Source organism: Pseudomonas sp. NCCP-436 (assembly GCF_019656335.1).
Taxonomy (GTDB): Bacteria; Pseudomonadota; Gammaproteobacteria; order Pseudomonadales; family Pseudomonadaceae; genus Aquipseudomonas.
Genome location: NZ_BPLZ01000001.1, coordinates 300,228 through 315,249, shown reverse-complemented (window position 1 = coordinate 315,249; position 15,022 = coordinate 300,228). Strand labels below are relative to the sequence as shown.

Here is a 15,022-nt window from a genome sequence, read left to right as displayed (position 1 = left end):
CGGCAGCCGTTCACGCATTGATATCTCCACCTGTCATGAAATCCGGACTAATATCCTGGTGATATTGAAAGAATGATAAATAGCCACTGTCTGACAGCTGTTTCTGAATATACTTGCGACCCTCCACATAGGTAACTGGACGTTAGCCTCACGCACTCTGATGCGCGGCCAGCTACAACGGATACCGGTGGATAGAGCCAGGCCGATCAAGGGAATCAGCTGCATTTACGAACTTCAACTTAAAAGGACTAGGTGTGTTTACGATGCAATTCCGAGCTCTAGTGGCCTTGACACTTTGCTCCACCTTCCTCAGCGGTTGCGAAACCTTCCGCAGCTATGAAAACGAGCTGACCCAGACCAGCCTGCACCTGCAGAGCGGCAACGTGGACGCAGCCATCGCCCTGCTGGAGAGCAATAACAGCGGAGAGAACAAGGATCTCCTCTACTACCTCGAAAAGGGCGAGCTTTTACGCAACAAAGGCGACCTGCAGGGCAGTCTGGAGGCCTGGGCCCAGGCCGATCGGCAGATTTTCGAGTGGGAGGAATCGGTACGCAGCGATCCGGCCAAACACCTTGCCAATATCGGCAGCCTGCTGGTCAATGACCGCGTCCGCCGTTACGAAGGCTATGACTACGAGAAGGTCATGCTGACCACCCAGATGGCAGTCAACCATCTGGCCCTGGGTGACTTCGAAGCGGCCCGCGTCGAAATCAAGAAAACCCATGAGCGTGAGGCGCTGATTGCCGAACTGCGGGATAAGGAATACCTCAAGCGTGAAGAGGAAGCCGAGCAGCAGGGCATTACCGCCGAGATGAAGGACTTGCAGGGATACCCGGTGGAAACTCTCAACGCTCCGGAAGTACTTGCCCTGAAGAATAGCTACCAAAGTGCCTTCAGCCACTACCTGTCTGGCTTTGTCTACGAGGCGCTGGGTGAGCGTGGCTTGGCTGCCCCGGGCTACCGCAAGGCGGTCGAGCTGCGCCCGGACACCCCGCTGCTGGAGCAAGCCTTGCTGGATCTGGACAAGCCACTGAGTCGTGGCTCCGATGAGAGCGACGTGTTACTGGTGGTGCAGAGCGGCCTGGCCCCGGCGCGCGACTCGGTACGCATTCCCCTGCCCATCCCGACACCCGACGGCCTGATCATCACTCCGCTGTCGTTCCCGGTGATCAAGAGCGACACCTCCAGCATTAGCCTGCAGAGCCTTAGCCTGAACGGTGAAGTACTGCCCCTGACCGAACTCAACAGCACCGAGGCCATGTCGCGCCGAGCCCTGCGTGACGACATGCCCGGCATCATCCTGCGCACCAGCGTACGCGCCGCCACCCGTACCATCGCGCAGAAGCAGCTCAACGAAGTCAACCCGTTGGCCGGCCTGGCCGTGGGTCTTGCCTCAGCCATCACCGAAGGTGCCGACGAGCGCACCTGGCGCACCCTGCCGGACAGCACGCAGATCGTGCGCCTGCGCCTGAAGAAGGGCGAGCATCAGCTGCAGCTGGGCGCTACCCAGTTGCGACTGAACGTCGAACGTGACTATCAGGTAGTTCCACTGCGTCTGCTTGGCAGCCAGATTTTCACCAGCGGTAATAGCGTCACCCCTCTCAACACGGAGTCGCTACAGAATGTAGCGCAGGCCACCAGCCTATAAGGAGATCTCTGATGTCCCGCCCCCTCTACGCCATGCTTGCCCTCGCCCTTGTAGCGGGCTGCGCCAGCCCACCACCGCCGCCCCCCGGGAGTGCTGCGAGCAAGGTGGTTTCCCTCGGCAGCATGAAGCACATCGAAGTCGGCGCCATGCGTGTGGCTCGCGAAAACGGCTTTCTCACCGTCAAGGTGGAACTGACCAATACCAGCCACAAGAACAAGTCGATGTACTACCGCTTCGCCTGGCTTGGAAACGACGGTTTCCCGGTGGCTGACGAGGAAAGCTGGAAGAGCCTGACGCTCTACGGCACCCAGACCAGCTATCTGCCGGCTATTGCACCAGTGCCCCAGGCCACTGACTTCCGCCTGGAAGTGCAGACGCCTGAAAACTCCGTCAACCTGTTCCGTTAAGAGAGCCCGCCATGCTGTTTGCACGCCTTTCCCTCATCACCGCCCTCACTCTGCTGGCCAGCGGCTGCGCCTCCACCTCCTCGCCCGTGCTCGGCGGCGGCAACATCAGCTACGGCGACAGCAAGGCCGTCGAGCTGATCACCAACGAGTTCGGCTCCACCGACTTGCAAATGATCGCCGAGTCGATGACCCGCTCCCTGGCCCAGTCCGGCGTTCTACAGGGTCGCCCGGTGGTGCAGGTGTACGACGTGAAGAACAAGACCAGCGAGTACATCGATACCCGCGAGATCACCACCTCGATCAAAACTCAGCTGATGAAGTCCGGAGTCGCTCGCTTCGCCAGCGACAACACCGATATGCAAAGCCAGATCGACCAGCTCAAGCTGCAAAATCAGAGCGGCCTGTACAAGGACTCGACCGTGGCCAAGACCGGCAACATGATCGCCGCCAAGTACCGTCTGGAAGGTTCGATCAGCTCCATCGTCAAACGTAGCAGCGACTACAAGGACGTATTCTACAAGTTCAGCCTGCAACTGATCGACGTGGAAAGCGGCCTGGCGGAATGGATGGACGAGAAGGAAATCCGCAAGACCACGGAGCGCTGATGACATGAAGCATCTGATCGTATTACTGCTGCTCGGCCTTACCGGCCTGTGCCAGGCAGCTCCCAAGGTGGCTGTGACCGACCTGGCCTACGAGGAACGGGTACGTGAGTACATCCGTGTGGTCAGCTCGCAGAGCCAGGCCCAGGCCAGCACTTTCAGCGCCAGTGGCTCGGCCAGCTACAGCGAGCTGGAGGGCACCTACAGCTACGTGGATCGCGGTGAGCTGCGCAAGTTCGGCGGCGATATCAAGGGCGAGATCCTCAAGTCGCGAATGTTCCAGCTGATTCAGGGCCGGCCGTATACCGCCAAGGAAAACGAGAGCCTGTACGATGTGATCGCACGCATCAAGCAGGGGCATTTCCAGGGCGCCGACTACGTGCTGTTCGGTAGCGTCTCGGACATCAACTTCCGCATGGACGTCAACGACATCGCCAACACCGACAGCTACTCGAAGGTTTTCGGCCTGACCCTGGTGGCCGATTTCAGCCTTATCAACACCAAAACCTACGAGATCACCTCAGCCTTCACCGCCATGGGCGAGGCGCAGGACGTCAAGCTGGTCAACAGCTACGATGTCCGCGTCACCCCGAACCGTGGCCGGGTTATCCGTGATGTCTCCAAGGCACTGGGCGAGGATGTCGCCGCCCAGTTGCAGGAACAACTGCTGGGCAGCCGCCCGGCAGGCTATGGTGATCCCTCCGGCGGCGGCCAACTGCCCCCGGACGAGGCGCCGGTCATCCTGCACTGAACCCGCCATGCAACGGCGTCCGCAGCGACCGCTGCGGACGCCGCGCTCTCCTTCCGAATCAGACTGCAGCGCGCTTGACCGTGGCCAGCAGGCCGGCGGCAGCGACGAACAATGCGGCAAAGCTGCGGTTCATCAGGCGTTGCTGGCGCGGCGTGCGCAAGGCCCTCAGCACGTGCGAGGCCAGACCGGTATAACCGGCCATGACGATCAGATCCACCAGAATCATGGTGACTCCCATCAGCAGGTACTGCGGCAGCAGCGGTGCATGCATATCAATGAACTGCGGCAGCACCGCCAGCATGAAGACGATGGCCTTGGGATTGCTGGAATTCACCAGAAAGCCGCGCAACATCAACGTCAGCGGGCGCCCAATAGGCCGCTCGGCAGCATCGGCCGTCAGATCGCTGGGCAATGCCTTCCATTGCTTGTAGCCGAGATAGACCAGATAGGCCACACCGAACCACTTGATCAGACTAAAGGCCATGGCCGAGGTGGCCAATACGGCACCCACACCAGCAGCGACAATGGCGATCTGCAGGGCCAGGCCCAGTTGCAGCCCCACCGCGTTCCAGTAACCGCGCCAGAAGCCATATTGCAGCCCGGCAGACATTGAAGCCACCGCACCGGCGCCGGGTGACAGGCTGATCACCCAGCAGGCAATGAAGAAAGCGAGCCAGGTTTCCAGAGCCATGGCGCTGCACCTCGAACAGGAAAGGGAACGGAGCACCCACAGCTTACTCCAGCATCGTTACTCCGGCACGAGTTTCATACGGGCCTGCTGCGTGACGCCCGCAGGCGCCACGTCATGGCCTAACTGCGTGCCCCCTTGCGCAAGCGCACCGGCTCGCTCTTGGCCTTCTTGCTTATACGGCTGCGCAAGCGGATGTTGATCGCTTCCACCCCCAGCGAGAAGGCCATAGCGAAGTACACGTAGCCTTTGGGCACATGCACATCGAAGCTCTCGGCAATCAAAACGGTGCCGACCACGATGAGGAACGACAATGCCAGCATCTTCAGGCTCGGATGCTTGTCGATGAATGCGGAGATAGTGCCGGCCGAAAGCATCATCACGATCACCGAGATGACAATGGCCGCAATCATCACCGGTACGTGCTGCACCAGGCCGACGGCGGTAATCACCGAGTCGAGGCTGAAAACGATGTCGATGATGGCGATCTGAATGATGATGCCGAGAAAGCCGTAGCTCTTCTTCGGCGCCCCCTCCTCCCCACCCTCATCGCCTTCCAGGCTGTGATAGATCTCGGCAGTACTCTTGAACAGCAGGAACAGGCCGCCGAAAAACAGGATCAGATCCCGTCCGGAAATACCCTCGCCGAAAATATGGAACAGATCCGTCGTCAGTTGCATCACCCAACTGATCGACAGCAGCAGCAGGATGCGGGTTCCCATCGCCAATCCCAGGCCAAAGAACCGTGCCCTGGGCTGCTGCTCGACCGGCAGACGACTAACCAGAATGGAGATGAAAATTATGTTGTCTATGCCCAGGACGATTTCCAGGGCAGTCAGGGTCAGAAATGCGACCCAGATTTCCGGGCTGCTCAACCATTCCATTTGCGCTTACTCCGAAAAGATTTCAGATTGATAGGATCGGACAGGCCAGTACCTGCACGGCGCGTTCCTGCATACAGACAATGGATTGCGGCTATTCTCTCGGGTTAACGCCAACGCCGTACGGATTTCTGGAAGAACAGGCTGTTGGGCACCTGCAACATCGCCCCGGCGGCTTCCTCGGCAAGATCCTGCATAGTGGTATAGAACAGATTGATGGCCACCACCCGCCCCTTGACCCCCGGTTTATCGGCACTATCGATCACCTCCACCGTGTCGCCGATGCGAAAGGGGCCCATGGTGAAGATCAGCAGCGCGCAGAACATATTCGACAGCACGCTCCAGATGGCGAAGAAGGCCACCGCAGCCACTGCTGTAAAGCCGGTGATCGCCGTCCACAATACCGTGGCCGAGACGCCCAGACGCTCCAGCACCATCAGCAGTGCACTGCCCATGATCAGCCAGCGCACCAGCCCGCGCAGCGGCAGCAACACTTCTGGCGGCAACAGGCTGTAGCGCGCCCCCAGACGACTGATGGCGCGAGTCAGAATGCGCTGGGCAAGCCAGGCCAACAGCAGGATCAATAGCACCTGGCCGGTGCGCACCAGAGGATCACTCCAGCTGGTCAGTAGTTCGATGTATTCCATCATTCGCTTTCCTCCAGCTGTTGCTGCAGCACCTCCAGAGCTTCCAGCGCCTGCAACCAGGCTTCTTCCAGCTCCACCTCACGGGCCTTGAGCCGTGCCTGCTCTGTCAGGCAACTGCGCAGCTCATCCTTGCGGGCGGCCTCGTACAGAGCGCTGTCGCCCAGACGGGTTTCCACCTCGGCAAGTTTTTCCTGCAGCTTGCCCAGCTCCCTCTCCAGCTTTTCCGCTTCGCGCTTGTGTGGAGCCAATTGCTGACGCAAAGCGGCAGCAGCCTGGCGCTGGGCGCGTTTGTCGGTTTTTTCGGTGACCGAAGTGGTACTGCTCTGCGGCTGCTGGCGGGCACGGTAGTCGACCAGCCAGCGGGCATAATCGTCCAGGTCGCCATCAAACGACTGGATGCGACCGTCAGCCACCAGCAGGAATTCGTCAGTAGTACTCTTGAGCAGATGCCGGTCGTGGGAAACCACCAGCACTGCGCCGGCAAAGCCTTGCAGGGCCATGGTCAGGGCCAGGCGCATTTCCAAATCGAGGTGGTTGGTCGGCTCGTCGAGCAATAGCAGATTGGGTTTCTGCCAGGCGATCAGCGCCAGGGCCAGGCGCGCCTTCTCACCGCCGGAGAAGTTCAGTACCGGCTCCTCGCAGCGCTCGCCGCGGAAGTCGAAGCCGCCAAGGAAGTCGCGCAGGGTCTGCTCGCGCTCGCTCGGAGCAATGCGCTGCAGATGCAGCAGCGGGCTGGCCTTGGCGTCCAGGGCATCGAGCTGATGCTGGGCGAAATAGCCAATAGCGAGATTCTCTCCACGAGCCAGCTCGCCACCGAGCACCGTCAGCTCGCCGGCCAGGGTCTTGATCAGGGTCGACTTGCCGGCGCCGTTGGGCCCGAGCAGGCCAATGCGCGCGCCGGGGGCGAGGCTCAGCTTGACCTTGTCCAGCACGGTCTTGTCGCCGTAACCAAGGCGCGCTTCGGACAGATTGAGCAACGGACTGGAGACCTTGTCCGCCTCGCGGAAGGCAAAGTCGAAAGGCGAATCGACGTGAGCCGGGGCCAGTTCCTCCAGACGCTCCAGCGCCTTGATCCGACTCTGCGCCTGGCGGGCCTTGGTCGCCTTGGCCTTGAAGCGGCGGATGAAGTCCTCCATGTGCGCACGCCGTGTCTGCTGCTTCTCGTAGGCCTGTTGCTGCTGCGCCAGGCGTTCGGCACGGGTGCGCTCAAAAGCCGAGTAACCACCGCGGTAGAGGGTCAGCTTCTGCTGCTCCAGATGCGCCACGTGGTCGACCACGGCATCGAGGAAATCGCGGTCGTGGGAGATCAGAAGCAAGGTACCGGGGTAGCCCTTGAGCCACTCCTCCAGCCAGAGGATGGCGTCGAGATCGAGGTGGTTGGTCGGCTCGTCGAGCAGCAGCAGCTCAGACGGACACATCAGCGCCTGGGCCAGGTTCAGGCGCATGCGCCAGCCACCGGAGAAGTCACCGACGCGGCGCTCCATCTGTTCACTGGTAAAGCCGAGCCCGGCCAGCAGCTTGCGGGCGCGGGCATCCGCACTGTAGCCCTGGGCATTGTCCAGTTCGCTATGCAGGCGGGCGATGGCGGCGCCGTCGTGGGCTGCTTCGGCGGCCGCCAGCTCGCGCTGCACCTGGCGCAGTTGCTGGTCCCCATCGAGCACATAGTCAACTGCCAGCCGCTCAAGATCATCGACTTCCTGGCGCATGTGGGCAATGCGCCAGTCAGGCGGCAGCTGGCAGTCCCCGGCGTCAGGGCCAAGCTCGCCGCGCAGCAGGGCAAACAGGCTAGATTTACCGGCACCGTTGGCACCGATCAGACCGACCTTCTGGCCGGCGTGCAGGGTCAGCTCGGCGCCCTGAAGCAGGCGCTGCGGGCCGCGTTGTAGAGTCAGGTTCTGGAGTCGGATCATAATGGCGCGGAGTCTAGGGGCAGTCCCGGTACAGCACAACTGCGGCGCAGGCGTTTTTGCAAACACCGCATGGGGAAAGCTCCGACAACATTTGAACGGGGCGGTCGGCTGCCCCTTGCGGAGGCTGTATGCCCGACCTGTGGAGTTTTGCCCTGCGCCTGTACGCCTGCCCCGGCGTGGAGGACGACTGCCTACAACTGCAGCAGAGCGGCAGTGATGTCTGCCTGCTGCTGACTGCAGCCTGGCTCGAACAACGCCACAGCCTTTACAGCGACGCCCGAAGGGATGAGTTGAAGGCACTGGCCGGCCCCTGGCAACAACAGGTCATTGGCCCACTGCGGAAAATCCGCTGCGCCTGGCGCGAACAGGCCGGTAATGATGCCGGGCTGGCCGAACTGCGCAAGCAGGTCAAGGAACTGGAACTGCAGGCCGAGCACCTGCTGCTGCAGCGACTGCAGGCACTCTGTGCCGACTGGCCATGCGGCAATGCCGGCCAGCCGTGGCTGGAGCAGCTTGCGCAAGGAGACGGCTCCGCGCTGCAACGGCTGCGCGACGCCGCCCACAGGCTTTAGCAGTGACTAGGAGGCGCTGACAGGTGCAGCGGTTTCCGGGCTTGCAGCCGGAGCAGGCGCAGCCGCCGGCTTCGGTGTTGCCCTACGACGTACCGCCGGCTTCTTCACTGATGGTTTTTCGGCTGGCTTGCTGGCCGGTTTCCCGGTGGTTGTTGCGGCTCTCCGGGCCGGCGCCTTAGTTGCAGCAGTCTTGGCAGTGGCCGACTTCGCGGCCCGGGCGCCCGGTCGGGCGGCAGGTTTGCTGGCGGGGGGCTTGGAAGCAGTTTTGGTAGTCGCCTTAGCGGCAGCCGGTGCTTTTTCCACCTTACCTTCTACCGGCTTCTTGACCGTCGCCTTCTCTTCACGGCTGGACAATGCCCTGGCAGTTGCCTCACGCACCTTGCCAATACCCTGTGCCAGCTTAAGGCTCTCCTGGGCATCGCGCTTGAGCTGAGCAATGTAGTCTCGTGTGTCGCGCTGGCTGGACTGCAACGCCTCAAGCAGTTCTTCCAGCTCATCAACAGCCTTCCTGGCCTTGGCCTGCGCCTTGGCTTTGCCGGCTTTCGCGGCATCCTGCAACTTGCCACGGGCCCTGTGCAGCTTTTCCTGAGCCTTGCCCCGCTGTTTTTCGAGCTTGGTCAACAGTTTCTCGGCATCGGCCAGAGCCTGGGAACAGGCGCTCTCGAGGTGTTCGAGCAGACTGGCAGACAGTTGATGCAGCAGGTGCAGCGGAGTGGTAATGGTTTTCTTCTTGGCCGACATGGCGCGCCTCCTGGCGGATGTGGATGCGACCATACTAGACGCAGGCGCCATGCACCGCCATAGACCTTTTCGCCACGCATACGCAAACTGGTGCGCGCTGGCATAATCACCTTCCTGCCTGATCGGAAGCTCCGTCATGAAGCGCATCCTGCCTGCCGTCGTTCTTCTCTGCTGCAGCCTGCCGGCCGGAGCCGATCCGCTACAGCGGGATCTGGCCTACAGCCTGGGCGTACGACTGGGCGAGCGCCTGCAGGCGGAAATGCCGGAGCTGCCGCTGGAAGACCTGCTGGACGGCTTGCGCCAGGCCTACCGAGACGAGCCACTGCGGCTGCCTCCCGAGCACATCGAACGGTTGCTGGAAGCTCACGAAGCCCGGCTCGCAGCCAATCTGCCGGCAACGAATGAAGTCATCGCAGCGGAGCAACGCTTTCTCTCAAGTGAACGTGCGCGCGCCGGGGCCCGTGAACTGGAAGGCGGAATTATCGTCAATGAACTGCGCACAGGTAACGGCCCGCGCCCCTCGCCAGGCAGTCGGGTTCTGGTGCACTACCGTGGCACCCTGGCCAATGGTGAAGTGTTCGATGAAAGCGAATCGCCGCAATGGTTCCGCCTCGACAGCCTGATTTCAGGTTGGCAGACCGCTCTGCGCCAGATGCCCAAGGGATCCCGCTGGCGGCTGGCCATTCCCTCGGCCCAGGCCTATGGTCGCGACGGCGCCGGCGAACTGATTCCGCCCCACAGCCCACTACTGTTTGAACTGGAACTGATCGAGATTGCCGACTGAGGCAGCTCAAAGCGCCTCAGCCTGCTCCTGATGGGCGTTGTGTAACACCTCGATCAGACAGTCTTCGAGTTCGAAGCGTTCATGCAGGAGCTGCCCCAGACTGTTGAGCTCGGCCACCAGCGATACGCTGTCGCGGCAGTCGCCGTTGTCGCAGTGGTCATTGAAGGTCAGCGCCACTTCGGTGATGGCCTGAATACGCGGGTAAATCTGCTGTGCCAGCTCCAGACCACGACTGTCATTGAAGGCCCGAGCCTCACTGGTGAGCTGCTCGTAGACTTCGAAATGACCTGCCGAGACATAGTCCAACAGCAGCTCGCAGAAGTTCTCAAGCGCCTCGCCATTGACCGTTGGTGCCTGCGAGGCTCGGGTCAGATCCGTATAGGCCTGCACCAGCTCCCGGCGCTCCCCCAGCCAGCGATCAATCAGTTGGTGAACCCCTCCCCAGCGCTCCTGGGCGTTCCTGCAACTCTCCAGCATGATGAGCCTCGCTTCCCTTATCGATGTGCATGTTATACGTCACCGCCGCGACAGGTTCCTGCCGAGCAGTGCTTGTCTTGGGAAGGCAACCGCACAATGGCATTCGGGCGGTGCATGCTGGCCAGATTATGCCCGCCGAAAGACACCATCAAGGCATGCCGACGAGTAATTTCATACGACTGTTTGATCGGCAAGACAAAGCTGCCGCGGCTTTGAGCTCAGTCGCGACGCAGGAGCTGGAGCAGACAGAAACCGAGCATGCCGATAAAGGCCAGCAGGCTCCACTCCGGAATACTCATGCCGAACAGCGTCCAGTTCACCTCAGCGCAATCTGCCGAACCCTGAAACACCAGACGCACGATGTCCTGCATCGGCAAGGCCTGCATCATGAATTCCAAGCTCGGCAGACAGGCTTCGAGCTGGTCAGCCGGCACGCTCTGCAGGTAGATCTGCCGGCCTGCCGTAGCACCGCCGACCAGCACGAACAGCAGGGACAACAACGCATAGACGCGCCGCCCCAGACGCCCAGGGCCGTGCAGTGCCGCCACCAGGCAGACGAGGCCGAAACCGATCACACAGATGCGCTGGACGATGCACATAGGGCAGGGTTCGAGTCCCACCACGTGCTCCAGATAGAGCGCCACGGCCATCAGCAGCACGCAGCCAAGAAATGCCAGAAGAAACAGGGAACGCGGACTGGCCAGTTGCATGACGGCTCCGGGAGGAAATTCGAGGGCAGTACGGTAGAGGAAAGCGAGGGAGCCTTTCAAGGCTCCCGGCACCTGGCGGACGACGGCTCGTCCGGTACAACAGCCATTCCGTCCGTTCAGGCCTGCGTAGCGGCCGGCTGTGGCAGCTGTGGCAGACCCTGGTGCAACAGACTGTGGCTTTCCAGCAGCAATTGATTGCTGCGCTCCAGCTCACCCAGCCGGGCCAGCAAACGCGCCAACTCGGCACAGGTTTCCGGATGTCGCTCAAGACTCAGGCTGCTTTCGAAGTAGTCCCGCGCCTTGCCCCACAGCTGATTCTGCAGGCACAGTCGCCCAAGGGTCAGTAGCAGCGCGGGATCCTGCGGATGCTGGCGCAACCAGAGCTCGGCAGTCTGCAGCTGCTGGGCCGGATTGGCACCGCGCACGACGCCATAGAAGCGCGCCAGGCGACTGTCGTAACGACGCTTCAACGCGGCGCGCAGCACTTCCTCGGCGCTTTCCTGAGCCCCCAGTCGACGCAGTTGCTCGACATAGGCTGCGATAAGCTCCGGCTCCTGGCGCAAGGACGCGGACAACTGCCCCCAGGCCTGCATCAGCGGCTGCAGCGCATCCTCTGCGGATGTCTGTCCGGCAGCGGCCAGACGCCCACGCCAGGTTTCCCGTTCCAGCTCATCCAGCTCGGCAGCTGGCAGCGCCTTTTCCTTGCGCAGCTCCGGCAGCAGCCCGAGCAGAGCCGACCAGTCCTGACGCTGCAGGTACAGATTGTGCAGCTGGCGCAACACCTCATGCTGCCCCGGATGACGCTCACGCATGGCCTGCAAGGTATCCAGCGCGGCATCGCTCTCGCCGCGTCCACGCTGCAACTCGGCATGGGTGAGGGCGATCGCCAGTTCGGCATGCGGCTGACGGTTGAGCGCCCGTTCGAGCAATGCATCGCTCTGCTCGTGATCACCAAGCCGGTGCGCCGCCCGCGCCGCGCCCAGGTAGTAAATCAGCGGCTGACTGTCGGCCTCGGCGGCACGGCTAAGCTGACGTAACGCCTGAGCCCAGCGCCCTTCGGCAAGGTCGAGCATGCCTTGAGCGGCAGCCTGCCGGGCACGACGCTCACGATGCAGGCGCGACCAGGGATTGGCCAGACGCGTCGAACTGAGCAACAGACGCAGCAGCAGACGAATCAGATAAACCAGGAGAACTATGACCAGCAGCAGACCGAGAAAGGCCCACAGTCCGGACTGGTAACGAAAGCCCTTGTAGGCGAACAGCACATAGCCGCGATCCGCTTCAACCGCCAGACTCAGGCCGTACAGTGCAGCTGCGGCCAGCAGCAGCAAGGCAAGCCAGACCAGACGCTTCATGGCGCCTCCTCGGCCACGGCGGCTCGCCGGGCCTGGTTGCGCTGCAGGTAGGCGCGCAGCGCATCGAGCGCATTATCAAGATTCGGCGTTTCAACCTCGACGCGGGCTTCGGCCAATTCGCCCAGACGCTGGCGCAGTGCCCGGCTGTCCGGATTATCCAGATTGAAATGGGCATCAAGAATCTGCCCGGTCTGTTCGAGCGCCTGCCTGTACACCTGAGGCTGTCCGTGCAGGGCGGCCCACTGCGCCTGTTCCAGCGCCAGCGCCAGACTCAGACGCACCCGGGATAGGCTCTGCCCGGACAGCAACGGACGGATATTGCTGTCTGCGTCGAACTCGATACGGAAGTATTCGGACAGTGTCTTGAGCCACTCGCTCCACCAGGCCGCACCATCCCCTTCGGCAGCCAGATCGGAAAGTACATCGCCCTGGCCATCAAAGGTGGGTGCCAGCGGCGTGAGGCGGGCCGCCTGCTCACGCAGCGCACCCAGCTGCAGGAACAAACCGACACGATCCGGCCGCGGAGTGGTTCGCAGCGCCTCCAGGCTGAGGCTGAGTTGCTCGCGGGCGGCGAAAGAGGCCGGGTCGTCCTGATCACGCAGAATGTCGTCCGCTGCCTGCACCAGTGTTTCGGCGGTGGTCACATCCTGCATGGCGGAAAGCCGCAGCGCGGCCAGGCGCAGCAAATGCTCCGCCTCGTCCAGACGCCAGTCCTGGCGGGTGCCTTGCAGCACGGACTCCAGACGGTGACTCAGGCGCTGCTGGTCGCTCTGCAGATTGGCAAGCAGACGCCGGCGCTCGTCCAGCTCGGCAGGCGTCGGTAGCGCCGCCAGTCGCGAGTCCAACTGCTGCGCCAGCCCCTGCAAGCGCCGGGCATTGTCATCACGCGCCGATTGCAGTGCCTCTGCCTGCTGCTGATCTTGGATCTGCATCTGCTGCAACTGCCAGAGGCTCCAGCCTCCGGCCGCCACACCAGCCAGGCCGACCAGCAAGGCAAAACCTGCCAAGGCCGTCGCACCACGACGGGGCTTCGACTCGACAGTAACCGGCATGACCGGCTGAAACTCGTCGGCCGGGGTTTCATCGGGCGTCTTCGGGGTAGGTGCTTCGCTCACGTATCCGTCCTTCTACAAGGCGGCAGCCGGGAACTGTTCCAGAGCTGCCTGCAAGGCCGCAGCGCTGGCACCACGGCAATCCACAACCTGCGCCGCACCAGCCAGGCTCGCCTGCTTGGCAACGCGCGGACTGGGCACAAACAAGGGTAGTCGAGCCAGGCTCGGCCAGTCATCGCCTGCCAGCTGCAGCAAATGCTCGAATCCCTGTCCACTGCTGACCACCAGGCCGTTCAGGCGTTCCGCTCGCACCCGTCGCATCAGCTCCCCGGCGGGATATTCCGGCAGGCAACGGCGGTACAGGGCCAGATAGTCGACTGTCGCGCCCTGTCTGCGCAAGCTCTGGCCGAGGAATTCACGACCGCCTTCGCCACGCAGGATCAGCACGCGGGGCGAAGGCGTCGTCGCCAGCAGTTGGCGTAGCACCGGCAGAGCAAGCAGTGCCTCGCTGTCGTCGCCCTGCTGCGGGCAGTGCACAGTGAGTCCCTGCTCCCGCAGCACCATCGCGGTGGCAACCCCCACCGTGAACCAGGCCAGCGACGGTCTGGGGTGCGGCGCATGTCGCGCCAATAACTCCAGCCCCAGCCGGGCGGCGGGCTTGCTTACCACTATCACCGCCTGGTAGCGCTGCAGGGCAGCAAAGGTATCGCGCTGTTCGTGCGTCTCGACCAGCGGCTCAATCGCCAGTAACGGCATGCAACTGCCGACGACCCCCTGCTGCGCCAGAGTCTGCGCCAGATGGGCGCAGTCCTCGGCGGGCCGGGTCAGTAGCAGACGCCAGTGCCTCACGAATCAACGGTCTCGCCGTAGACGGCACTGAGGATGGCATCGGCACCCTGCGCCAGCAGCGCTTCGGCTACACGCACACCGAGGGCCTCAGCCTCGTCAGCGTCAGCACGCGCCTCCGCCCGCAGCAGCAGGCTGCCGTCAGGCTGGCCAACCAAGCCGCGCAGCCATAGTTGGCGGTCCTCGAACAGCGCATAACAGGCTATCGGTACCTGGCAGCCACCATTGAGCCGGCGGTTCAGCGCGCGTTCGGCCGTCACCCGCAGTGCAGTCTCGCTGTGGTGCAACGGCGCCAGCAGAGCATGGACTTCCTGGTCAGCGCTGCGGCACTCGATCCCCACGGCGCCCTGGCCACCAGCCGGCAGGCTGTCTTCAGCACTGATGAAGCTGCGAATGCGGGTCTCGAAACCAAGGCGGATCAGTCCCGCCGCAGCGAGGATAATGGCGTCGTACTCACCGGCATCCAGCTTGGCCAGACGGGTGTTGACGTTGCCGCGCAGGAAGCGGATGTGCAGATCCGGACGACGTGCCAGCAACTGGGCCTGACGGCGCAGGCTGGAGGTGCCGACCACGCTGCCGGCGGGCAGGGCATCGAGGCTGTCGAAGATGTTGGAGACGAAGGCGTCGCGCGGATCCTCGCGCTCGCAAATGCAGTACAAGCCAAGCCCCTCTGGAAACTCCATGGGCACGTCCTTCATCGAGTGCACGGCGATATCAGCCTCGTTTTCCAGCAGAGCAGTTTCCAGTTCCTTGACGAACAGACCCTTGCCGCCGATCTTTGCCAGTGGCGCATCAAGCAGCTTGTCGCCACGACTGACCATCGGCACCAGGCTGACCTGCAGGCCCGGGTGGGCCCGTTCCAGACGACTTTTGACGTATTCGGCCTGCCACAGGGCCAGGGCACTCTTGCGGGTGGCGATACGGATTTCGCGGGGCATAAGGCAATTCAT

Annotated in this window: 17 protein-coding genes; 6 read left to right on the top strand and 11 right to left on the bottom strand. The window is 62.5% G+C overall.

What is annotated here, in order from left to right:
- The first annotated feature begins 263 nt into the window (after nucleotides 1-263).
- Genes NCCP436_RS01495 through NCCP436_RS01480 form a run of 4 tightly spaced genes read left to right on the top strand, consistent with a single transcriptional unit; the run spans nucleotide 264 to nucleotide 3,409 of the window.
- On the top strand, nucleotides 264-1,649 hold the full coding sequence (locus NCCP436_RS01495) for a COG3014 family protein (RefSeq protein ID WP_220802018.1): 1,386 nt from the start codon (nucleotides 264-266) through the stop codon (nucleotides 1,647-1,649).
- Between the two features lie 11 nt (nucleotides 1,650-1,660).
- Complete coding sequence (locus NCCP436_RS01490) at nucleotides 1,661-2,056, top strand: YcfL family protein (protein ID WP_220802017.1); 396 nt, start codon at nucleotides 1,661-1,663, stop codon at nucleotides 2,054-2,056.
- A 14-nt stretch (nucleotides 2,057-2,070) separates the two neighbouring features.
- Complete coding sequence (gene lpoB / locus NCCP436_RS01485; RefSeq protein WP_220802131.1) at nucleotides 2,071-2,661, top strand: penicillin-binding protein activator LpoB; 591 nt, start codon at nucleotides 2,071-2,073, stop codon at nucleotides 2,659-2,661.
- A gap of 4 nt (nucleotides 2,662-2,665) precedes the next feature.
- Nucleotides 2,666-3,409 carry a penicillin-binding protein activator LpoB gene (locus NCCP436_RS01480; RefSeq protein WP_220802016.1) on the top strand — a complete coding sequence of 248 codons (744 nt, stop codon included), beginning with the start codon at nucleotides 2,666-2,668 and terminating at the stop codon, nucleotides 3,407-3,409.
- 58 nt (nucleotides 3,410-3,467) lie between these two features.
- On the opposite strand, the gene NCCP436_RS01475 is transcribed toward NCCP436_RS01480, so the two are convergent.
- From NCCP436_RS01475 to NCCP436_RS01460, 4 genes are all read right to left on the bottom strand, one after another.
- Entirely contained in the window at nucleotides 3,468-4,100 is a 633-nt protein-coding gene (locus tag NCCP436_RS01475) for a LysE family transporter (RefSeq protein ID WP_220802015.1), read from the bottom strand.
- A 119-nt stretch (nucleotides 4,101-4,219) separates the two neighbouring features.
- Nucleotides 4,220-4,981, bottom strand: coding sequence for a TerC family protein (locus NCCP436_RS01470; protein ID WP_220802014.1), 762 nt, complete (start codon nucleotides 4,979-4,981; stop codon nucleotides 4,220-4,222).
- A gap of 104 nt (nucleotides 4,982-5,085) precedes the next feature.
- Nucleotides 5,086-5,625 (bottom strand): mechanosensitive ion channel family protein, encoded by a 540-nt coding sequence (locus NCCP436_RS01465; RefSeq protein WP_220802130.1) that lies wholly within the window; start codon nucleotides 5,623-5,625, stop codon nucleotides 5,086-5,088.
- Complete coding sequence (locus tag NCCP436_RS01460) at nucleotides 5,625-7,535, bottom strand: ATP-binding cassette domain-containing protein (protein WP_220802013.1); 1,911 nt, start codon at nucleotides 7,533-7,535, stop codon at nucleotides 5,625-5,627. Before NCCP436_RS01460 ends, NCCP436_RS01465 begins: the two co-directional genes overlap by 1 nt.
- A gap of 128 nt (nucleotides 7,536-7,663) precedes the next feature.
- On the opposite strand from NCCP436_RS01460, the gene NCCP436_RS01455 reads away from it, so the two are divergent.
- The gene (locus tag NCCP436_RS01455) at nucleotides 7,664-8,107 is read left to right on the top strand and encodes a TIGR02444 family protein (RefSeq protein WP_220802012.1); all 444 of its coding nucleotides are present in this window, start codon (nucleotides 7,664-7,666) and stop codon (nucleotides 8,105-8,107) included.
- A 6-nt stretch (nucleotides 8,108-8,113) separates the two neighbouring features.
- Here NCCP436_RS01455 and NCCP436_RS01450 read toward each other — a convergent pair whose 3' ends face one another.
- Nucleotides 8,114-8,848, bottom strand: a complete 735-nt coding sequence (locus NCCP436_RS01450) for an AlgP family protein (RefSeq protein WP_220802011.1) — start codon at nucleotides 8,846-8,848, stop codon at nucleotides 8,114-8,116.
- Nucleotides 8,849-8,984: 136 nt separating this feature from the next.
- Here NCCP436_RS01450 and NCCP436_RS01445 point away from each other — a divergent pair, with 136 nt between their 5' ends.
- Nucleotides 8,985-9,632: an FKBP-type peptidyl-prolyl cis-trans isomerase gene (locus NCCP436_RS01445; RefSeq protein WP_220802010.1), complete on the top strand. Its 648-nt coding sequence runs from the start codon at nucleotides 8,985-8,987 to the stop codon at nucleotides 9,630-9,632.
- Between the two features lie 6 nt (nucleotides 9,633-9,638).
- On the opposite strand, the gene rsd is transcribed toward NCCP436_RS01445, so the two are convergent.
- From rsd to hemC, 6 genes are all read right to left on the bottom strand, one after another.
- Nucleotides 9,639-10,109, bottom strand: coding sequence for a sigma D regulator (gene rsd / locus NCCP436_RS01440; protein WP_220802009.1), 471 nt, complete (start codon nucleotides 10,107-10,109; stop codon nucleotides 9,639-9,641).
- A gap of 218 nt (nucleotides 10,110-10,327) precedes the next feature.
- Nucleotides 10,328-10,819, bottom strand: a complete 492-nt coding sequence (locus NCCP436_RS01435; protein WP_220802008.1) for a disulfide bond formation protein B — start codon at nucleotides 10,817-10,819, stop codon at nucleotides 10,328-10,330.
- A gap of 116 nt (nucleotides 10,820-10,935) precedes the next feature.
- A complete protein-coding gene (locus tag NCCP436_RS01430) occupies nucleotides 10,936-12,174 on the bottom strand; it encodes a heme biosynthesis HemY N-terminal domain-containing protein (protein WP_220802007.1) in 1,239 nt (412 codons plus the stop codon).
- Nucleotides 12,171-13,289, bottom strand: a complete 1,119-nt coding sequence (locus NCCP436_RS01425) for a uroporphyrinogen-III C-methyltransferase (protein ID WP_220802006.1) — start codon at nucleotides 13,287-13,289, stop codon at nucleotides 12,171-12,173. The genes NCCP436_RS01430 and NCCP436_RS01425 overlap by 4 nt, the downstream gene beginning before the upstream one ends.
- Nucleotides 13,290-13,301: 12 nt before the next feature.
- Nucleotides 13,302-14,075, bottom strand: a complete 774-nt coding sequence (locus NCCP436_RS01420; RefSeq protein ID WP_220802005.1) for a uroporphyrinogen-III synthase — start codon at nucleotides 14,073-14,075, stop codon at nucleotides 13,302-13,304.
- A complete protein-coding gene (gene hemC / locus NCCP436_RS01415) occupies nucleotides 14,072-15,010 on the bottom strand; it encodes a hydroxymethylbilane synthase (protein ID WP_375709457.1) in 939 nt (312 codons plus the stop codon). The genes NCCP436_RS01420 and hemC overlap by 4 nt, the downstream gene beginning before the upstream one ends.
- Nucleotides 15,011-15,022 lie beyond the last annotated feature (12 nt).